The sequence below is a fragment of the Collinsella sp. wc0529 genome (assembly GCF_046116875.1).
Classification (GTDB): Bacteria; Actinomycetota; Coriobacteriia; order Coriobacteriales; family Coriobacteriaceae; genus Collinsella.
The window spans coordinates 189,343-210,157 of record NZ_JBJXBO010000001.1; the positions used below are offsets into that span (position 1 = coordinate 189,343).

Genomic DNA, 20,815 nt, shown 5'->3' on the forward strand with positions numbered 1-20,815 from the left:
AACCTATTCAATCATGCCACGCTCGAGCGTACCGAGCGCCGCGCGGGCGTCCCATGCTGCAATGCGCTTCTCGGTCTTCCACGTTTGGAAGAACCAACCGGCAGCCGGTGCAAACGAAGCCAGTTGGTTGGCGATAAACACGCGCTCGTAGGCATTGCGGCCCTCGGGCGTAACCGACGAGTTGGCAAAGATCGCCGCGCCCGACCATTCGCCCACCAGCACGGGGAACCCAGTCGAAATCGCTTCTTTGAGCTCGCGCTTGTTACGCGAAATCGCCGTCGTCAGCCCGCGGGGGCTCGTGATGTCGAGCGCATGCTCGTCGCGGTAATGGTACAGGTGAAGGTCCATGTAGACGTTCTTGTACTTGGCGCCGCGCATAAAATGCTTCCACTCGCTGGGATGCCCCGACGACGAGAAGACGACGATCTTATCCTCGGGCATATACGAACGGACGAGCTCGTAGGCATCGCGATAGAAATATGCGCAGGTAGTGAGCAGGAATGCCATCCGTCATGGTGAAGAGGCTCTTGCGGACACTCATCTGCGGCGTATCCAGCAGCTCAATGCCCAGCAGGCTCTCGGCCTCGCCGTAGCGATCAGCCAAGCGCTCGAGCACGTCGAGTGCGACATGGCGGCCGTTAGTGGACGAATGCCACTCGGCAACAGCCTCCGGCGTGGCGGGCGAATCGTTGGAATCGCCCTGGCCACCGGGCACAGTTGCCAGATCAAGCAGCACGCGGATGTCGTACTTGGCAGCCCACTCAATTGCACGGTCGATGTAGTCGACAACCGAGATGTAGGACGCATCGGACTCCTGCGAGCCAAAGGCATACCAGGGCACCGGCAGACGCACGGCGTTGAGGCCGATCTGCGCCATGCGACGGAAATCGTCCTCGCTCACAAACGTCTCGTAATGACGGCGCATGCGCTCGTTATAGGCGGCGGTGCCCATGGCCTCCTGCAGCTCGGCCGCGTTGGATGCACCGGTCGCCGCGTATAGCGACGGGGTCACCCAAGGCTCGGGAATAAACCAGCCAGAGAGATTAACGCCGAGTATCCTCTCCATCACTGCCCCCTTCGGATCGTGCAGGCCGAGCCTGCATCGTATTGCATAGGAAAAGTATCGTTTTGAGTATACCCGCGCGTGCGGACAGACGACCGAACGGTCTGTAAAGTGGCGCAAAAGCGGGAGGAATATCTGGGCGGGCCCGAGATGGCGCGCCGAGATGTACATATGCGCCGGAAGTAGGCGGCCGGAAAGCGCATCCCGTTTTCGCAAAAGACTGGGATGCATTTTCCGTTCGAGGCCTCAATCGGAAAATGCATCCCGTTCTGAGCGCGAGATCTGGGACGCAGTTTCCGCCAAAGGCCGCAAAAGGAAAGCACGTCCCATTCTGACGCCGGATTCCGGGTCGCGCTTTCCCAAGCGACATCAAAGCGGAAAACGCATCCCACTCTGAAGACAAATTCCGGGACGCAATTTCCGCAGAGCCCTCGATAAAAGAAAAGGACCCCTTTGCAGAGGTCCTAGTCAATTCAAGGTGGCGGGGAAGGGAATCGCGTCCGCGCGCTGCGCGGACGGACCGCTGTGGCGCTTACGCGCCTTGCGAGCTGCGCTGGCAAACGCTTACGCGTTTACTCAGCTCCGCGCCCTCACGGGGTTCGATTCCATGTGGGGGCTGTATAAAAGAAAAGGACCCCTTTGCAGAGGTCCTAGTCAATTCAAGGTGGCGGGGAAGGGAATCGAACCCCTGACACGAGGATTTTCAGTCCTCTGCTCTACCAACTGAGCTACCCAGCCATTTGAGGTGTGCCTTGTTTCAAGGCTTGATTAGTATAACCAAGGACGCGTTCCGGTCAACCGAGAATTTTAAAAAAGTTTTTGAGCACAGCCTCGGTTCTATAAATCGGCACGTCAGAGGCATCAGCCGGCAGCAAGAAGTTTTTCACTCAGAGCCGCACGGGCAAACTCACTTGGCGTCATCCCCTCGGCAGCCGCCCGTCGACGAATGGCCTCCTTCATTCCCAGAGGAATCTTGACCGACAGCGTTGCCGTCCCCTCACCTGAGAGCGGGGACCGTCCATGCACGATCCCACCAACGGTGTGTTCGCCATCCGGAAACTCTCCGCGCTCGTACGACTCGCACCACGCGTCAATCATTTCATCCGTTACAACCTGACCATTAGCGGCCGTATACGTCTTGCCCATCATCGACCCCTTTGCCGAGCCTGTTCAATCTCCTGCCAAAATTTCTTCTGGACTGGAGACAAGGCATGAATGATAAGCCACCCACGGACAAGCTCGACCGCGACAAGCTCCACGCTTCGTCCGTCTGGGAGCCATCCAATCGCAAGCCATCTCGGCGGCTCGTCCTTCGACTCGCGACGAATGCACTCAGTAACCGCAAGCCAAGCGCTAAGCACCTGCTTTTCCGTCAGGTGCTTTTTAGCGTTGGGATGAATCTCAACATCCATGCATCTTCTCCTCCATCTTACCCAATTTCGTATGACGAAAGTCCACTGTCGCCAATTCTTAAGCCGGCACGCGTTGGAGAGCAGGGGTCGAAACAATGATTGAAGGACGCTCTAGTACGGCCCAGGCGCCGGGGCAGGAGCACATGCGCCAAGGGCGGACGTTTTCGTAGCGCGCGAGGATATTGCCGTCGCGATCGATAAAGGCGATGTCGATGGGATAGGCCATAAAACACGTATGGACCGAAGAGCAGCGTGGAAACGCCATGACGAGCGGCAGGCCGTTGGCGGCAACCGGACGCCGTCCCAGCATGCCGCGCAGGCGCACGACAAACGACTCCGCCACCACAAACTCGGCCGGCGTCCAACCCAGCCTATTGAGTGCCCGCGCGTAGGCGATGTAGGACGAGACCGCGGTCACATGACCACCCCCGGACGCCATGGATCGACCGTCACCGCACGCTCGTGCGACAACGTTGTCGGCGCCCCCAGCGGAACGCCAGCGATGCTGAGAGAAGTCGGCCACGGCTCATAGTGCATGGTGCAGGTGTAGGTCCTAAACGTACCGGATAGGGAGAGCAGGCCACCATCCGATGCCTTCGCGCCTTGCTCGCTCGACACTTCGATCTGTAAGTCATAGCCTTCCATGGCATTCAGAATTTGAGTCTGAACCGTCGCCGAGGCATCGGCAGAGCTTTCGTCGCCCTCCCCCTCCGACGCCACGGCATGCGCTAGCACGATGTCGGGCACCACGCGGTCGAAGCGCGCGACAGCGCTGGCAAAGATCATGACGTTGTACACGATGAGTGCCAGCACCAGCAAAACGGGCGTAACCACTGCCATCTCCACCGTCGCTTGGGCGCGCTCCTCGCGCAGACGCATGCGGATACTCATTACGACCCACCGCCCAGAGCGCCAACCAGCGTGGCGACATCGACGGTGAGCGGGATGGAGCCGCCGCCGGGCAGAGGAATCTCCGCAAGTGTGAACACCGTACCGCTAATGGTGCGTTCGACTTGATATTCCAACGCCTCGCAAAGCGCCTTGGGATCGGTCACGCCCAACGGAATACTTCGCAGTTTGTCTTGCGCTTGAGAGAGACCCGCAATGTCAGACCCCGGACTCTTAATGATATTGGCGGAATCGGTCAGCACCGGTTTTCGCAGGCACAAGTCGCACGGTTCCAAACCCAGCGCCGCCACGGACGCCGAAACGGTATCGCCGAGCCACGATGCGATGGAGCCCAACGCGCCGCTGCCCCCTCCTAGGCCTTTAATCATCTCGTCCATAAGTTCGTCGGCTGAGCCTTGGATATCACCGTATCCCACGAGTAGCCGTCCCCAAACATCCATGACGCCGTCGAGCACGCCGGCAACGCCGCCCGAGCGTTCCTTCAATGTCGAGAAAAATCGCGAAAGCACGTTGTTTTGCGCCGTCGCCTCATCGGGCGCCAGCACCGCGGCAGAGATAGCACCGCGATCGCCAAGCCTGACTGCCGCGTTAAACGAGGAGTTAAGTTGATCGGGGCTGGTAATGTCACCCGAAACTGCAAAGGCGACCACGCCGTTGCGGCCAGGTGGGGCGATACGCGGGCGCTCGCCGGAAAGCTCCTTGATGGCCTGGTCAAACGCATTGCCTGCACGGTCAGCCTCGTCCTCGGTCTGACGCTCGAGCTCGAACTCCTTGTTGCGGCATTCGACGTAGTCTTCCAGGGCCTCTTTGAACTTATCGAAGTGGTACTCGAAGCCCCTTTCGACAGAAGTCGTTGCAATCGCAACGTACCCTAAAGACGACACACCGAAATGGCATTCGCTACACGTTTCGTGACCGTCAAAATCTGCGACGGATGCCAGCCCACCTGGCTTTCCTTTTTTGTAATTTGGACAGTCAGTCCCATAATGCAAATAGGTAACTTTATCTACTTCACTCGTGGGCCAACACGCATCGGTATAGAGTTCAGTCGCCCGCGCCTCATCTGGATTTCGCGGAAGGAAAGGGATGTGGGCGGAAACTTTGCCGTCCTTTTCAGTTATATATGCCCGCTCGACTTCTTCGCTCGCATAAGCGAAGAACACCTTTCGTGCAGCAGAATCTGCCTGTTTTTCCGGACCCTCGCCAAGCGGTTTCTCATTTGCCAGGCGCTGGCGATAGTAGGCCTTCGCGCGATCGAGCGCCACTTGCGGTTCCCACGTAACGCTCGAAGCGTAATGCGGATTTTGAGCACCAGAGAGATCCGTCAGGCTTTTCGCACGCTCCCACATGCAAGAACAGCTGCTAACCGAGCCCTTGTCAGACCCACCACAATCCGCCAGCCAAGCGCGCTCTTTAGCCTTCGCCGTGTCCTCAGAAGCCTTCCGCAGCTCCTCGGCCGCACGCTCTAAATCATCTGATGTGTCTTTAATGGTATCGGTCGAGATCTCTGACCCTTTGAGCGCAGCGAAGTCCGATTCGGATGTCCTGGGCACGGCAAGCGCCGTACCGGTATAGGTCACACTATCGGTATCCTGCGCCGACACCGCCTGCGTGGCACGCGCGGCAATCAGATACGGCAGAGCCGTCTCGATTTTCCGCAAGCCTTCCGATGCGCTTTTGGCAAACTTGTTGCGCGTTTTAATGATCTCAATCCCGGTGTCGACCATATTGCCGGCAACTGGTTCGGCACCCGGGATGAGGATGGCGACCAGGCCCGTCCCGATCGTGGCAAACCCCGCTAGCCCCAGACTCAAGATGCTCGCATCAACCACCGTGGCAGCCGTGTGATAGGACGACACTACGTTGGCACCCGCCAGCGCGCCGCTATCGGCCGCCACCTGGGTGTCCCCCGCGCGCGACATGCTCCATATCGCCGCGGTCGACGAAAACAACAACGTGAGCACCACTAGGATGACCACGGCAGAAGAAAGCGTGGTGTAGGCACCGTCTTCGATAAACAGGTCGATACCGGCGCGGCCCATAAAGCCGCCTCGCTTGCGATGGCAGCTCGGACGGCGCGTCAAAACGCGTCTAGACCAGAAACGCTTAATCCCATGCAGCAATCCACGAATCATAATCTCCCTCCAGCCATTCGGGACGTGATTGATACGAGACATCGACCTTGAGCTCAACGTAGCCGCCCTCGGCGGTACCACCCATAACCTGCGCAAACGCACCGATCACAGGCAACGGCTTGACCTCGCCGGAAACGGACACGGACGAGACGCCGCCCGCATCGGCCCGGCTAAGCTCGACATCCCACGACAACGGCCCGCCGGCATGAAAGATCGAAACGTTGGGCACTGCGGCAAGCCGGCGGAGGGTGAACTCCTTAAGATCGTCGTCCTCCGCCGTCGTCGTGGTCATGAGCCGCGCGGTCTCGGCGGCGGCAGACTCCATGACCGCGCGCGTATAAAGCAGGCACACCGGTTGCAGTGCGAGAAGGATGAGCGTCAGAAACGTCGGCAGCAAAAAAGCGGCCTCGACCGTAGACTGCGCCCGGTCCTCGCGCGCGATATCAATACAACGCGATGTCCTTAGCGCCCGTAGCGGCGTCGATAACCGACGTCGAGGCAACGCCATGGGATGCCGCCCGCTCAACCAGCGCCGCCAAGCGTCCATCGGTGCCAGCACGCCAAAGTCCCACAATCGCCAGCACGATCGATAACAGCGCCACCGTGACGATGGCGTATTCGACCGTCGCTTGGGCAGATTCCTCACGCAGAATGCCATGCATTTCACGATCCCTCCTTTGAGCTTATTGTTTGCGGGACCAGACGCACGGCGCGCAGACGACACGAAGCATCGCCAGCATCCGCGGCAACCGTCACCATATCGACCCAGCCGCGCCCATCGCGCACGATGGCGCCCCATACGTTGCCCTTAATATCGAGATAGCCGCTCAGGGCGAGCTGGGCCGTTGGCACCTCGCGGTAGGCGCGTAACATATCCGCCGCTGCCTCGGTCATCGGTCGGTCCTCGGACCATGCAAGCCGGACCGCAATCGCGTTGTCCTCAGGTGAATCCGTCGCAGTGCCAGACCGCTTGTCGAGCGTCCGCAGAAAGGTTTGCGCCGTGACAGCGACATCCGAATCGTCCGCATCTCGCATCTCATCTTTTTGAGACGCCACCGCCGAATCTGAGTCCGAATCGAAGGCGGCCCCAGGACGCTGCTGCCGCGCGGCGTTAAGCCCCCAAAGCACCGCCGCTATCGCCACGGTCAGGCAAGCAAACACCAGCAGCACCCGGATGGGGCGCTCGCCCTCTACAGGCTGTTGATGCCCTCGCTGATAGCGTTCCATAGATCTTGGACCTTGCCCTTAAATGCGACAATGGCAATGATGGCGATCACCACGAGCACGCCGACCAAGATGGCGTATTCGGTGGTGCCCTGCGCACTCTCCTCCTGCAGTAGCTCCCCGGCATGCTGGCGAGCGCGAATTGACTGGCAAACAGCCCAGCTCCAGACCTTGCCAGCAACGTCAGTCATCGTGTTCATGTATTCCTCCCTACATCATCCCGCCTGCTCCCAACAGCGGGCCCAATATGGACAGAAGCAACGCCGGCAAGATGAGTGTGCCGGTGGGAATCAGCAGCTTGACGGGCGCACGCTCGATCTCGCGCTCGACCGCGGCGCGATGAGCCGCACGGATCTCGCGACTTTGAGCGGCCAGTGTCTCGGCAAGTGGGGCACCCAGGGCGAGCGCCTGTCCCACCGTGATGGCAAAGGTCTCGAGCGCTCGCACGTCCAGGTCGCGCGCGGCGGCCAACAACTCGTCCTCACGCGTGCCCACGCCCACCTGCCACGCCATGCAGGCCCGCTCAAGTCGAAGAGCCAGCACTGACCGGCGGTTGGCGCAGAAAATCTCAAGCGCCGCATCAAACGAAAGACCGGCCGAAAGACCCAAGCGCGCAACATCGATCATCTCGGACACTTCGCCGAGCGACACTCGCGCCGGGCCGCCCGCTCCAACCGCGCCCTTCATTCGCGCGGTCAGAGCATCGACCACCGAGCGACCCGCGGCAGCGACCAGCACCGCCTCGCGCTTGCAGGCCTCTGCGATCTTGCGTGCATCCGCCCGATCCAAACCCGTCGCGACAAATACACTCAGAGCGCACAGGCAAGCCGCAACTGCAACCGGGGCGCTCATAGCTCCACCCGCATAATGCGCCGGATAACCACCAGGGCAACGGCGTTGAGGGCAAGACCCAGCACCACAGCGCCCGCGCCGGCAGGCGTCGCAAGACCGCGACGAAAATCTGCCGAAAGCAGCGCCAACACCGCGCACATGCCCGTCGGCATCGCCGCGACCATATGCGCAGACATGCGGGCCTGCGACGTCTTAACATCTAGGCGGCGCTTGAGCTCAATGCGCTCCCCCACCATGCTCGACGCCTCGGACAGTAAGTCGGCAAGCGGAGCGCCGGTGCGCTGTGACACCTTAAGCGCCAAGGTCACAAGCGAAAGACCGGGGGCGTCGATGCGCACGAGCAAGTCATCGAGCGCGTCGGTCGCCGAGATGCCGCAATCGATTGCCGCCGCCACCCGCAAAAACTCGGTATGCACCGGTTCTTGCGCATGAGCGCCCACAAAGCGCATGCCCTGGGCCAGCGAATGTCCCGAGGCAAGCGACATGGAAAGTGCGGTAAACGCCTCGGGCATGGCCTCTTCTGCATCGTGTTGCTCGCGCCGGCTCTCAAAGCCATCCCGAGCGGCGCCAACGGCAAACGGAGCAACAAGTCCCAAGGCAAATCCGAGGGGCGATAACGACACCATCGTTAGCAAAACGCAGCAGACACCGCTCGATAGCAGCAGAAACGCCAAACGCCCCGAAGCATCCTCGATCGCGAGGCCAAGGCGACGCGCCGGAGCCAGCGATGCCCACGAACGGGCGATCTTTTTCAGCGGATCGTTTTCCACCAGCTCACGCGGCAGCTTCTCTGCCACCGTCTCGAGCGCCTGACGCGCCAGCTCCGCCGGCGGTACCTGCGGCACACGAGGTTCCGCCCCGCACGCCGTCGCAACAGAAAACCCTGCCAAACCCCCTACGACGAGGGGCACAGCGACCTCCATTCGTCCACCTCCTCTTGTGTGAGCGTCCCCGACCGCAGGCCTTCTGCGATAAACGGCGGCTCGCGGTCAAGCTTCCAGGTGCGCTCGGCGGCATCGAAAGTCACATAGCGCTCGAGCTCTACGCCGCCCGACGCGGCGCGACGCACCCCCGAATACGAGGAGACGAAACGCCTGCCATCGGCGTGGCGCTCGGACATCACGATGCCGTCGAGCGCCATGGCAATCTGCTCCTCGATGAGCTCGCTCGGCAGATCGATGCCATAACGTGCAAGCAACGTCAGACGCACCACGGTCTCCTGCTCGGAACCCGCATGAAGCGTGGTGAGCGACCCGTCGTGGCCCGTGTTCATGGCCTGCAACATGTCGCAGCACTCGGCACCGCGCACCTCGCCCACCACGATGCGGTCGGGGCGCATGCGCAGGGCATTGGTCACCAGGTCGCGGATCGTCACCGCGCCCTCGCCCTCAATTGAAGCCTCGCGCGCCTCTAGGCGCACCACGTGCGGATGATGCGCAAACTTGAGCTCAGCAGAGTCCTCGATCGTCACGATGCGCTCGCCGGTGGAGATCTCGCATGACAACGCGTTGAGCAGGGTGGTCTTACCAGATCCCGTGCCTCCCGCAACCGCCAGGTCCTGTCGCAGCGACACCGCGCACGACAGCAGCTGCGCATACCAAAGCGGCAGCGACCCCAGCCCCACAAGCTCGTCCAGCGAGCAGATACGGTCCGAGAACTTTCGGATGGTGAGAATCGGTCCGTCAATCGCCACAGGCGGAATCACCGCGTTGACGCGATAGCCCGTTTTGAGGCGGGCGTTGACGATGGGGCTGCGCTCGTCGATACGGCGGCCAAGTGGCGAGATGATGCGGTCGATAAGCACCCGGATCTGCTCATCATCCTCAAACGCATGCTCGATGGGGTACAAGACGCCGCCGCGTTCAAAGAAAGCCGAGCGGCAGCCGTTGATCATGATTTCGGTAACGGTGTCGTCCTCGATGAGCGGCTGCAACGGCCCCAAGCCCACCACGTCATCCAAAATCTCGTCGATGATAGTCTCGCGCTCGGGCGTCGCGAGATCGGTCGGCTCCTCAACATTGAGCGCCGCCTCCACCGCAGGACGCAATTCCGAGCGGGCAAGTGCCGGGTCGATATAGGCGCTGATACGCGCCACTTCGTCGTAACCCATGCGGTCCATCACGGCGCGCTTGGTGCGTCGTTTCACCGCGCGGCGACGCCCCGCATCTACAGGCGCTGCCGCCGCTGCAGCGCCGGCAGCCTTAATCCTCGTTTGCAGGCTCATCGCTGATCACCCTCGCGCGACCAGGGAAGGCGAATACGCGGGCGTTCGGTGCGCATTGCACGGTCGGCGACCATATCGCTCCAAGGGCCGACGGCGCACCCCAGTTCCACGAGCATCTCGCGCGTGGCCTCGCGCACGCTGGTCGCAAAAGCGCTGGTCTGCCCCACTGCCTCGTCAGCGCGCCCAAACGCCATGAGCGCGGCGAGATCCTGCCCGCCATCGGCGATACGAATCTTGGAGCTCAACGCACAGGCAATCTCAAAGCGCATGGCGACGTCCTCGTCTGCCCCGCGCGCACCGAACCGGTTGAACACGGCGCTCATGCGCGTGCGCGGCACACCTACTCGACTTGCCAGTTCAATGACGCGCGACGCCGATGTCGCGGACGACACCGCCGCATCGCCAACGACCAGGCAACGGTCGCTCGCCGCCACCGCAGCCGCCACGGCATCGCCCCAAAAGACCGAGGTATCGATAAAGACCACGTCGGATTCGCGACGCAGGACATCGAGCAGCAGCTCCACCGGACGTGCCATGAGCTCAGCTTGCTCGGGCGCCGCGACGGGACCCCAGAGCGTAACGCCCGGGGCGACGCGCATCGATGCGGCCACGATATCCGGCTCGGTGAGCGTGCCCGCCGCCGACGGCTCGATAAGTGCCGCCATATCGTGCGGAGCATCGACGCCTAACAAGTCGTAAAGGTTTCCAAACATCAGGTCCAGGTCGAGCACGGCGGCACGCAAGCCCAACAGCGACGATGTGTGTGCCATGGTGGCAACGATCGTCGACTTGCCGCAACCGCCCGAACCCGAAATGGCGCAGATGACCGGAGCTCGATGCGGCGAAGCGGCAGCGTCTGCCGGCGGCATCGGAGGCGGCGGGGCGGGCGTCGGTGACAGCGTCCCCGTCTCCCCCGCCGCAACTACACGCTGCGTCCAAGCCGGCATGGCGGCTTGTTCGGTCTGCGAGGCAGGCTCGTTCTGCGCAATCTGCTCATGCTGCATCAGCGACAACTCGCCGCACCCGGCAAAGCCCTCAACTTCGTCGAGTTCATCCGCCAGATTCACGCCGCGCACGTATCCCATATCTACAGCCGGGGAGTCGCCAGTATGCTGCGCCGGTCCTCCAGCGTCATCGTATACAAGGGGGTTCCGGGGGCGCCGACCATGCTCGGCTTCCGCTTTTCCATAATCATCAACACGCGGGCCTCTTGTAGCGCGAGGCGCCCCGGGTTCCCTATCAACAAAAGCATCGGGCTCAATCGTCATGCGCCGATCGGAATCAACCGCTCCCTCGCCCGCTCGCCCGTTGCCGCATATACTGTGCGCAGCGATGACCTCGGTCGCCCCTGCGCGAAACAGCCCCTCGATATCCGACGGATCGAGTGCTTCTATCAACACGACCACGCGACTCACGCGGCCTTCGGCCGTCAGGCGCGCAACAGTCTTGCGCACATCTTCGGTATCAAACAGAGACGCCGCGATGATGGCAGCTCCGCGGCGCGACGGAAACGCCCGCGCCATGGAAACCAGCCCGTCCAGGTCACCCACGCGAAGCACCTGTGCACCCGTATCACGGCCCTCGACTTCCCGCTGCAACAGCCCGTAATCGCCGCACGCGCAGCACGCAAGCCAGATCGCCTTCATCACTCGTCGCCTCCGCTCTTTTTGCCGCGCGCCGTGGCGGGAATCGTCAAGCTGACCGTTCCCTTGCCCGAGGCTCCCAGCAGTTCCTTGACGTCTTCGGGGTCAGCCGCCAGCGTCACCCATTCGATCTTGCCCTCGCGCGTGGCACCGGAATCCTCACTGGTATCGATCACGTACGCGCCGCACAGTCGATCGGTTACGCCGTCTTTTTGCACATACACATCCACGTAGCTGCCCACGCCCGTAGCACCGCCGACCGAGTGCTCGGCATCGACCGCCACCGAAACGGCGACTTTGCCCTTAGGCACCTCGAGCTTGTGGCTCTCGGCCTTGGTGTAGACATTGCAGATCACGGCGTTTTTGGGAATACGCGAAGTCGTCACGTCGCCGCGCACCTGGCGCAGCTCGGTCGCCGCGTCACGCGGCAGCAGACTCGTCAGCCATTCTTGGGTTATGACATTGGTCTCATCGAGGGTCTCGCCCACATCGATATCACGCGCCGCGACGCATACCTCGACGCGATCGCCACCGTACTTGGCCAAGGTCTCAGCCTGGACCTGTTCGGCTTGCGAGCGGATCGACGAGCCGTAAACCATGCAGAGCAGAGCAGCGAGCACGCCCGCGACCAGACTGATGGCGATGCGCTTGCTCTTGTTCACGGCCGCTCCTCTCATGGCAGTGCCGGGCGAATGCCCGTACCACCATTGTCTGGGCGGTCAGAGTGCAAAGCGGCGCAATCGCGATCTTGGTTTTCGATGTCAAACCAATCGCCGACCAAAAGCTGACCAGCCCGTCAAGCTCATGGCAAGGTTTTGGTCAGCACGTCAGCAAACTGCATGTTTCGAGGCTTTTCCGCAGCAAAAAAGCCGTCTCCCGAACAGTTGGGAGACGGCTGTCATAGGAAAAATCAATTACAGATGAACATCGGGATCGAGCATTTGAGCGCTCACGCGCATGGATGACGCCAGGTTTTGGAACGTTTCCAGACGCAGGCTGTCGATCTGCCCGGCGTCCTCGGCCTCGCGAACGGCGCAGCCCGGCTCATGGGTATGCGTGCAATCGCCAAACCGGCACGCGCGCGATGCCTCGACAATCTCGGGGAAGGCGCGCGCCAGACCCCGCTCGTGACCCACGAGCGGTAGGCTGCGCAGGCCCGGGGCATCGGCGATCACGCCGGCGTCGCCCGGCAGCGCCACCATCACGCGCGCGACGGTAGTGTGACGGCCTTGGTCGTCGCGTTCGCGCACACCGCCAGTCGCCAACGTATCGTGGCCCAGCAGTGCATTGAGCAGCGTCGACTTGCCGGCACCCGACTCGCCCAGAATCATGGCGCAGCTCCCGGCGGGCACGCAGGTGCGCACCTCGTCCAGGCCACGGCCCTCGGCAGAAGATGTCACGATTACGCACACGTCCGGGCCCACCAGGCGGCGCACGCGGTCCAGATCGCGCTCGAGCTCCTCGGCATCGCAGCGGTCAGCTTTGGTGAGCACCACCACCGGCTCGGCATCGCAGTCGAGCGCCAACACCAACGAGCGCGCCACGCGGTCGAGCAGCACCTCGCCAGCACCGAGCGCCTGCACGATTAGCACGCTATCCACGTTGGAGCAGAGCACCTGACGCTCTCCGCGGGCACGGCCGCGCCAACGCTCAAAGCTCGTACGGCGCGGCAGAACGCACTCAATCACGCCCATATCGTGCCCGGGAGCGCGGCGCACCGCCACACGGTCGCCCACGGCGGGCAGCAGGACCTCGTCCTCGCCGCGCGACTTGGCAAACCCCACGGCATGCTCGGCGCGGAAGGTATCGTTGGCAGTCGCCACCAGCGGAAACCCGCGATCCAAGCGCACCACGGCGCCAAGCTGCATCTGCTCGGGCTCCTCGGCATGTGCGCAGAAATCATCGAAGGCAGTCTGCTGGGCTTCATCGACCGGCAGGTCATCAAACGCCGGAACGTCCTGCAGCGCGTCGAGTCCCGGCACGCTTGCCAGCAGCTCCTCAGCAGATACGGGAGCCTCGGTCGCGAGCTTCCGACGACGATCACGCTTAGCCCGCGCCCCCGTCGTCTTTTTCTTCGCCTTAGCCTTAGCCTTGCCCACAAGCGCCTCCCAGCACCATAAATCACAACTGAGCAGGTATTTTAAATCAAATAGAGCTGGCCGGGCAAAGCCCTAAATCAAAAAGAGCCGGTCGAGCAAACGCTCGATCGGCTCACAAACTTTCCCTCAGCTTACGGTCCCGAGAGGTTGTCCGAAAGCCCGACCGCCGAGAGGGGTTTCTTCTGAGCGATCCCGCAGCGCGAAGCGCGAGGACCAGCGAAGAAGAAACCCCGCAGGCGGTCGGGCCGGTGGGAGGGATGGCCTTTCGACCTACTCTTTTTCGACCGCGCGCATGATCGCCTTGTAGATCTCCATCAGCGGGATGATCAGGAAGGCCAGGCCCAGCGCGGCAAGAACGCCCTTGAGCTCAAGCGTCACGGGGCCAAAGAACATCTCGGCAAGCGTCGGCTGCACGGTCACGATCACCGTCAGCACCAGTGCCAGCGCGGCAGAAGCCCACAGCCACTTGTTCTGCTTCTTCATGGTGAACAGCGACGCACGACGGCTGCGCATATTGAAGCAGTGGAAAATCTCGACCATGTTGAGCGTGATGAACGCCATCATCACGCCTTCCTCGTCGGCATTGCCGGCGATCATATCGGCGATGTGGATGTAGCCCATGTCAAAGTACACGCCCACAAAGAAGCTCGCCAGCACCAGCACGGTGATGATCAGACCCTGGACCACGCAGTCCAGGCCCATGTGACCGGCAAAGACACCGTCCTTGGCGTTGCGCGGCTTGCGCTTCATGATGTCACCCTCGGCATCCTCCATGCCCAGCGCGAGCGCGGGGAAGCAGTCGGTGACCAGGTTCACCCACAGCAGCTGCACCGGCTGGAAGATGGTAAAGCCGATGAGCGTGGCGATAAACACCGAGAACACCTCAGCAAGGTTGGCCGAAAGCAGGAACTGGATGACCTTGCGGATGTTGTCGTAGATGCGACGGCCCTCTTCGCAGGCACCGATGATGGTGGCGAAGTTGTCGTCGGCAAGCACCATGTCGGCAACGTTCTTGGTGACGTCGGTGCCGGTGATGCCCATACCGACGCCGATGTCGGCGCGCTTGATGGACGGGGCGTCGTTGACGCCGTCGCCCGTCATGGCCACGATCTGGTCGCGCGACTTCCAAGCCTCGACGATGCGTGTCTTGTGCTCGGGCTGGACGCGGGCGTACACGCCGTAGTCCTCGATGTGCGCGTCGAGTTCCTCGTCGCTCATGCGATCGAGGTCGGCACCGGTGATGGCATGGCTGCGATCGGTGACGATGCCCAGCTGCTTGGCGATGGCCACGGCGGTGTCGATGTGGTCGCCCGTGATCATGACGGTGCGGATACCGGCATCGTGCGCCTCGCGGATGGCGTCGGCGACCTCGGGACGAACCGGGTCAATCATGCCGGACAGGCCGCAGAAGACCAGGTCATGCTCGAGCGCGGCGGGACTGCAGTCGGCCGGGACCTCGGTGTAGGTGCGGCTTGCCAGCGCCAGCACGCGCAGGGCCTCGTCGGCCATGGCCTTGTTGGCGGCCACGAGCTCGGCACGACGTTCCTCGGTCAGGGGGACAACCTTATCGCCCTCGTAGATATGGGTGCACAGGCCGATCACCACGTCGGGCGCGCCCTTGGTGTACTGCTCGTACTCGCCATCCAGGGTCTCGACGACCACGGACATCATCTTACGGCCCGAGTCGAACGGGGCCTCGCCCACGCGCGGGTGCTCGGCAGTCAGGCCAGTAAGACCAGCCTTGCCGGCATCGTTGACGAGCGCGCACTCAGTCGGCTCACCAACGGCCTCGCCCAGGTCCTCGTCCCACTGGGCATCGGAGCACAGCGCCATACCGGCCAGGAACTTCTCCTTAGGCGCAGCGAGCTCGTGCTTGACGACGGTCATCTTGTTTTGGGTAAGGGTACCGGTCTTGTCGGAGCAGATGGTCTGCGTGCAGCCAAGGGTTTCGACGGCAGAGAGCTTGCGGATAATCGCCTGGCGCTTGGCCATTTTGGTCACGCCGAGCGAAAGCACGATAGTCACGACGGCAACCAGACCCTCAGGGATGGCGGCGACGGCAAGCGAGACAGCGACCATAAAGGTATCGAGCAGCGCGGTCGGGTCGGTGAGAACGTTGCCCACGCCGTGGCGGATGATGTCGACGCCAAAGATAACGACGCAGATGACGATAACCATGATAGTGAGGATGCGGCTGAGCTCGGCAAGCTTCACCTGCAGCGGCGTGAGCTCTTCCTTGGCCTCGGCCAGGGCGCCGGCGATCTTACCCATCTCGGTGTTCATGCCGGTACCGACTACGACGGCGCGGCCACGGCCGTACACCACGGTGGAGCCCATGTAGCACATGTTCTTGCGGTCGCCGAGCGGCACGTCGTCGGTGCCGGCGGCGAGCTCGATCACGTTGGCATGCTTCTCGACGGGCACGGACTCGCCGGTAAGGGCGGCCTCCTCGATCTTCATCGTGGCGCTCTCGAGCACGCGGCAGTCGGCCGGGACGGAGTCGCCCGCCTCGAGCATGATCACGTCACCGGGCACGAGCTCGGCGCTCGGCAGGTGCACGAGCTTGCCGTCGCGCAGCACCTTGGACTGCGCCGCGCTCATCTCCTGCAGGGCCTCGAGAGCCTCCTCGCTTTTAGCCTCCTGGACCACGCCCAGCACCGAGTTGACGATAACGACGAACATGATGATGGCGACGTCGGCAAAGTCCGCCTCACCCTTGACCATGCCCGTGAGTGCACTGATGACGGCGGCAACGATCAGCATGATGACCATGGGGTCGGCCATCTGCTCAAAGAAGCGCTTCCACAACGGCGTCTTCTCGGCTTCCTCGAGCTTGTTAGGGCCTGTCTTGGCGAGGCGCGACGACGCCTCGTCGTTGCTCAGGCCGAGGCTCTCATCGACACCTTGGTCGCTGAGTACCTCCGCCGCGGCGGACAGGTATTCCTTTTGCATATAGAGTCCCCTCCTGGGATTCGGGCCACTCAGCAGATTGATGCCCGATCATAATTCCCAGGAGAAGGGCAAGGGCTCATCAAGGCTGCCGTGCTGAGCGGCAGTTGATAGTGGAGCTATGGTACCCCAAAGCGACGCGTCTAGCCAAAACATTCCAATTGGAAACACGGCTCGAGTGCAACGATGCAGACCGTATGATGTTCGACATTGATAAAACGTTTTTTCTTCGGTGCATCATCAAACTGAAATATCGCCCAGATAGCAGCGGTTAGAACGGTTGGTAAAGTTTTTGCATATACCGTTTATTCGCAAAAAATGAACTTCTAATTCGGCATACGGTCGATTTTTTGGGGTATTCGGTCGGCATTTCGTTATAATCATCTCAGTTTTATTTCTTATGGTTTATCTATCAGCGCAAGACGATGTCAGATGGAGGTCTGAATGTACAAGCGCACCAAGATTGTATGCACCATGGGTCCCGCCTGCGATAGCGACGAGACCATCCGCGAGATGATCAAGGCGGGCATGAACGTCGCCCGTTTTAACTTCTCGCACGGATCCTACGACGAGCACCACGGTCGCATCGAGCGCGTCCGTCGTATTTCCAAGGAGCTCGGTCTGCCCGTCGGCATCCTGCTCGACACCAAGGGCCCCGAGGTCCGCACCGGCCTTCTGGTCGACGGCAAGAAGGTTGCCGTCAAGACCGGCGATAAGATCGTCGTCACCGCTCAGCCCACGTCCGAGGATTTCCACGGCACCTCTGAGCACATCTCCCTCGACTACCTGGCTCTGCCCTCCGAAGTCGAGAAGGGCTCCCTTATCCTGATCGATGATGGTCTGGTTGCCCTCGAGGTCGAGTCCGTCGACGGCCAGGACATGACCTGCGTCGTTAAGAACGACGGCCTGATCGGCGAGCGCAAGGGCGTCAACATGCCCAACGTCAACATCTCGCTGCCCGCTATCACCGAGCGCGATCGTCAGGACATCCTCTTTGGCCTGACCGAGAACATCGACTACATCGCCGCTTCCTTCATCCGTGACGGCGAGTCCGTCCGCGGCATTCGCAAGCTTTGCCGCGAGAACGGTGGCGAGCACGTGACAATCTTCCCGAAGATCGAGTGCGCCCTGGGCGTCGAGAACTTCGACGAGATCCTCGAGGCTTCCGACGGCATCATGGTCGCCCGTGGCGACCTGGGCATCGAGATCAAGCCCGAGCTCGTTCCGCACATCCAAAAGGAGATCATCGCTAAGTGCAACGCGGCCTACAAGCCCGTTATCACCGCTACGCAGATGCTCGACTCCATGCAGCAGAACCCGCGCCCGACGCGCGCCGAGGTTGCCGACGTTGCTAACGCCATTTACGACGGCACCGACGCCGTTATGCTCTCTGGCGAGTCCGCTGCCGGTAAGTACCCGGTCGAGGCCGTCAAGATGCAGGCCAGCATTGCTCTCGAGACCGAGAAGTACCTCCCGGCTCACGCTCCACTCGAGGTTCCGGCTGACGCTCACGGCACCCGCGTCGTCAACAACGTTGTGGGTATGTCCGCTGTGAACATGGCCACCACCGTTGGCGCCAAGTGCATCACCGTGCCGACGACCACTGGTCGTACTGCCCGCCTGATCTCGCACTTCCGTCCCAACATGCCGATCTGCGCGTTCTCCCGCCACGAGTGGGCCGTCCAGCAGATGATCATGTACTGGGGCGTCATCCCGCACCAGGCAGAGATTACCCAGGGCACCGTCAACGGCACGATCGTCAAGGCGATCGAGACCGCTAAGGAGCTCGGCTACGTCAAGACTGGCGATTTGACCGTCGCTACCGCCGGCGATCCCCGCATGAGCGTCCAGCTCGAGGACAAGGTCTCCTCGACCAACGTCGCTTACGTCGCTCAGGTACGCTAAATCGTACTTGCAAGCAGATTTGCATTGCAAAGGGCCCGGAAGGCATTGCCTTCCGGGCCCTTTTTCTGTGCCAATGCCGCCGCACGGCAAAACACGCACTCATTTCTTTACCAAAAGCGCGAAATCCACCCTTCGAGGCCAAAAAATAAAGCCCCAAGCGCTAAAAGTGTTCGCCCGGTGGCAAACCCACACCTCACACAGGGCTGATAAATCGTTTTAGCAAGAACCAAATCGACCTGGTTTTCGGAAGTATGCGGCAAATTCTGGAACCTCCGAGCACACCCTGTTTTTTCGCAACAAAATGCCTGATAAACTAGCCTCAAAAGCCAGGTCCGCTCATAGGGTTCAGATTTTGCCGCATACTTCCGGATTGACGCTGGCATCACTCGCTTCAAAGAGATGATTTCGGCCAGGAGGGCATTATGGACCTGACGCTTTGTGGGCAATCCGCCTTTAACTACTACCGCATCCCGCCGCAGGTATTAGGCCTTTACCCCGCCATTAGCCTTGGCAATATGGATCGCAGATGTTGTGGCCTCGGAAGTCATGCAGTTGTAAAAGACCTGCTTCACGCACCACTTCACAGGCTTGTATTCACTCGGGCACAATCCGGGTCGCGAAGCCTGTTTAAATCGCACCTCCTGACCCAAGAACCACCTCCGGGGCCGTTTAGGCAGACTGAACATGGGTTTGATGTCACGTCACCGGAGTTCACGCTGCTCAACCTTGCTACGCAGGTTTCACGCAACCAGTTACTCATGGCTTGCTACGAGATGTGCGGCTCCTTTGCAGTGTTTAAGCCCTGCGAGCGAACGCAACAACAACTCGATGAAGCTATTTCGCTTAAGTTCATTCCACCCAACTGCGGCTGGGAGCGAGTTAACGACACCAAGGGCAATGACACCAACTTGTGGAAGCGCACGCCGCTTCTTACCGCAACGGATATCGCCGCGTTCGCCAAGCAAGCCGCAGGCCTGCGCGGCGTCAAACAACTGCGCCGGGCGGCCGAGCACATGACGGGGCAGGCCGCCTCGCCCTTCGAAGTACAGACCTCCATGCTTATCTCGCTCCCCCGCGACGAGGGCGGCCAGGGCATCGAGATCGCCAAAAACGCGCGCATCCCGCTCAGTGAAGCCGCACGTTCGCTGTATGACAAAACCTGCTGCTACGCCGATATCCTCGTCGAAAGCGCCACCGACAGCATGGGCGTCATTCTGGAATGCCAAGGCCGCTCTGCCCACGACAGCGAAGCCGCGAGCCTCTCCGATGCCGAGCGCGCCACCGCACTCACAAGCATGGGCTACGACGTCATCCAAATTACCTATGACCAGATCAAGGAGAAGAAGAGCTTCGACCACATAGCCGAGCTCATCCATAAAAAGGCCGGGCTTCCCCACATCCCAAAGACCAAACAGGAACGCATTGCCGAAGATACCTTACGGCAAGAGCTACTTGTCGATTGGGTTGAGCTATTCACTGCCGGGCCGGCCAGCTAGCAGCTAGCAATCAGGGGCAGCGCAGGCACATCGGGCGATTCGACACGGACGGCAAAACCCGCCTCGGTCAGCTCGATGACCTCGGTAAACGTCGCATCGAAAAACTCCTCGGTTAGCAGGCGATACGGCGGATGATCGGGCTCACCGGGGTTTTCGCGCACGATCTCGTGCATAACGCCGATGGTCTTGAGCACATATTCTTTATGGATGGGATACTGCCCAAAACGTGCCGCAGCGGTATACAGGCGATCGGTCGCACGCGGGATGGAAACAATGCCGAGCGTCTTGCCAAACCAGTCAAAGTCGCCTTGCTTTTTAATGCGGAACTCCTCGCACGGCTTGCCGCCGTGCGCCTCCAGGTACTGATTCACGCGCGTATTCCATACGGTATCGGCCACCAGATGCGACCAGACACCCAGTGTCAAATCGAGCAACGACTGCGCCACGTCATCGGGCGCGAGCGAAAGCTCGCTAGCACCGGGACCGGCAACCGGCTCGGCATCCTTGTAGCGTTGGGGATAATGTACCCGATTGAGTCGCTCGCGCTCCTCGACAATCGAGGTCGCGGCAGCCGGCGTACCAACAGGCGCCCCTTTGAGCAGCGGCGCCACATAGGTATCCCAGAACTCGTGCTCGCGCGGCTTAGGGATAGGTTCGGGCTTTGCAAAGTGCGTAATGCGGTATGGGATGGGATCGGCGATGCCAGGGACCATATAGCCCACGAAGATATCCGGAACCACGCAGCCAAACAAAAAGGCATTGCGGTCGCGCACGCTATTGGCAAGCGCACCGGTGCGCTCCAGCAAACGCTCCGTCTGAGCGATATGAATGTTCCAGCTTGGCATAGCCACCCCCATAAAAACCTGGATAACTATACCATCACGGCAAAGCCGCGCAGGCGGCT

At 61.2% G+C, this 20,815-nt stretch carries 20 protein-coding genes and 1 tRNA gene; 2 read left to right on the plus strand and 19 right to left on the minus strand.

The genetic code is table 11. The annotated features are described in order from the left end of the window. Nucleotides 1–3 precede the first annotated feature (3 nt). From ACKUTP_RS00785 to ACKUTP_RS00870, 18 genes are all read right to left on the minus strand, one after another. Entirely contained in the window at nt 4–441 is a 438-nt protein-coding gene (locus tag ACKUTP_RS00785) for a hypothetical protein (RefSeq protein WP_409063314.1), read from the minus strand. Next, the gene (locus ACKUTP_RS00790) at nt 428–1,066 is read right to left on the minus strand and encodes a glycoside hydrolase family 5 protein (protein WP_409063315.1); all 639 of its coding nucleotides are present in this window, start codon (nt 1,064–1,066) and stop codon (nt 428–430) included. Before ACKUTP_RS00790 ends, ACKUTP_RS00785 begins: the two co-directional genes overlap by 14 nt. Before the next feature lie 662 nt (nt 1,067–1,728). Next, nucleotides 1,729–1,801 (minus strand) — tRNA-Phe (locus tag ACKUTP_RS00795). Nucleotides 1,802–1,924: 123 nt separating this feature from the next. Then, the gene (locus ACKUTP_RS00800) at nt 1,925–2,209 is read right to left on the minus strand and encodes a hypothetical protein (RefSeq protein ID WP_409063316.1); all 285 of its coding nucleotides are present in this window, start codon (nt 2,207–2,209) and stop codon (nt 1,925–1,927) included. Between the two features lie 324 nt (nt 2,210–2,533). After that, entirely contained in the window at nt 2,534–2,914 is a 381-nt protein-coding gene (locus ACKUTP_RS00805) for a DUF192 domain-containing protein (protein ID WP_195503932.1), read from the minus strand. Next, on the minus strand, nt 2,890–3,366 hold the full coding sequence (locus ACKUTP_RS00810) for a TadE/TadG family type IV pilus assembly protein (RefSeq protein WP_195919506.1): 477 nt from the start codon (nt 3,364–3,366) through the stop codon (nt 2,890–2,892). The genes ACKUTP_RS00805 and ACKUTP_RS00810 overlap by 25 nt, the downstream gene beginning before the upstream one ends. Then, complete coding sequence (locus ACKUTP_RS00815; protein ID WP_409063317.1) at nt 3,366–5,519, minus strand: hypothetical protein; 2,154 nt, start codon at nt 5,517–5,519, stop codon at nt 3,366–3,368. The genes ACKUTP_RS00810 and ACKUTP_RS00815 overlap by 1 nt, the downstream gene beginning before the upstream one ends. Then, a complete protein-coding gene (locus ACKUTP_RS00820) occupies nt 5,491–6,027 on the minus strand; it encodes a TadE/TadG family type IV pilus assembly protein (RefSeq protein ID WP_195521636.1) in 537 nt (178 codons plus the stop codon). The genes ACKUTP_RS00815 and ACKUTP_RS00820 overlap by 29 nt, the downstream gene beginning before the upstream one ends. Continuing rightward, complete coding sequence (locus tag ACKUTP_RS00825) at nt 5,963–6,181, minus strand: hypothetical protein (protein ID WP_368142207.1); 219 nt, start codon at nt 6,179–6,181, stop codon at nt 5,963–5,965. The genes ACKUTP_RS00820 and ACKUTP_RS00825 overlap by 65 nt, the downstream gene beginning before the upstream one ends. Before the next feature lies 1 nt (nt 6,182). Beyond that, nucleotides 6,183–6,746 (minus strand): hypothetical protein, encoded by a 564-nt coding sequence (locus ACKUTP_RS00830; RefSeq protein ID WP_409063318.1) that lies wholly within the window; start codon nt 6,744–6,746, stop codon nt 6,183–6,185. Then, nucleotides 6,710–6,943: a hypothetical protein gene (locus ACKUTP_RS00835; RefSeq protein ID WP_006235091.1), complete on the minus strand. Its 234-nt coding sequence runs from the start codon at nt 6,941–6,943 to the stop codon at nt 6,710–6,712. The genes ACKUTP_RS00830 and ACKUTP_RS00835 overlap by 37 nt, the downstream gene beginning before the upstream one ends. A 10-nt stretch (nt 6,944–6,953) precedes the next feature. Next, the gene (locus ACKUTP_RS00840; RefSeq protein WP_409063319.1) at nt 6,954–7,595 is read right to left on the minus strand and encodes a type II secretion system F family protein; all 642 of its coding nucleotides are present in this window, start codon (nt 7,593–7,595) and stop codon (nt 6,954–6,956) included. Then, a complete protein-coding gene (locus ACKUTP_RS00845; protein ID WP_232049603.1) occupies nt 7,592–8,440 on the minus strand; it encodes a type II secretion system F family protein in 849 nt (282 codons plus the stop codon). The genes ACKUTP_RS00840 and ACKUTP_RS00845 overlap by 4 nt, the downstream gene beginning before the upstream one ends. 50 nt (nt 8,441–8,490) lie before the next feature. After that, on the minus strand, nt 8,491–9,819 hold the full coding sequence (locus tag ACKUTP_RS00850) for a CpaF family protein (RefSeq protein ID WP_260699098.1): 1,329 nt from the start codon (nt 9,817–9,819) through the stop codon (nt 8,491–8,493). Next, complete coding sequence (locus ACKUTP_RS00855; protein ID WP_409063320.1) at nt 9,816–11,465, minus strand: P-loop NTPase; 1,650 nt, start codon at nt 11,463–11,465, stop codon at nt 9,816–9,818. The genes ACKUTP_RS00850 and ACKUTP_RS00855 overlap by 4 nt, the downstream gene beginning before the upstream one ends. Beyond that, a complete protein-coding gene (cpaB, locus tag ACKUTP_RS00860) occupies nt 11,465–12,124 on the minus strand; it encodes a Flp pilus assembly protein CpaB (protein ID WP_022094089.1) in 660 nt (219 codons plus the stop codon). Before cpaB ends, ACKUTP_RS00855 begins: the two co-directional genes overlap by 1 nt. Before the next feature lie 252 nt (nt 12,125–12,376). Next, entirely contained in the window at nt 12,377–13,330 is a 954-nt protein-coding gene (rsgA, locus tag ACKUTP_RS00865; protein WP_409063868.1) for a ribosome small subunit-dependent GTPase A, read from the minus strand. 501 nt (nt 13,331–13,831) lie between these two features. After that, nucleotides 13,832–16,513: a cation-translocating P-type ATPase gene (locus ACKUTP_RS00870; protein WP_409063321.1), complete on the minus strand. Its 2,682-nt coding sequence runs from the start codon at nt 16,511–16,513 to the stop codon at nt 13,832–13,834. Between the two features lie 441 nt (nt 16,514–16,954). On the opposite strand from ACKUTP_RS00870, the gene pyk reads away from it, so the two are divergent. Beyond that, the gene (gene pyk / locus ACKUTP_RS00875; protein WP_368147061.1) at nt 16,955–18,415 is read left to right on the plus strand and encodes a pyruvate kinase; all 1,461 of its coding nucleotides are present in this window, start codon (nt 16,955–16,957) and stop codon (nt 18,413–18,415) included. Nucleotides 18,416–18,837: 422 nt separating this feature from the next. Then, nucleotides 18,838–19,911, plus strand: a complete 1,074-nt coding sequence (locus ACKUTP_RS00880) for a hypothetical protein (protein ID WP_409063322.1) — start codon at nt 18,838–18,840, stop codon at nt 19,909–19,911. Here the strand turns inward: ACKUTP_RS00880 and ACKUTP_RS00885 are convergent. After that, nucleotides 19,908–20,756, minus strand: a complete 849-nt coding sequence (locus ACKUTP_RS00885; protein WP_409063323.1) for a hypothetical protein — start codon at nt 20,754–20,756, stop codon at nt 19,908–19,910. The two genes, ACKUTP_RS00880 and ACKUTP_RS00885, sit on opposite strands and share 4 nt — an antisense overlap. Nucleotides 20,757–20,815 lie beyond the last annotated feature (59 nt).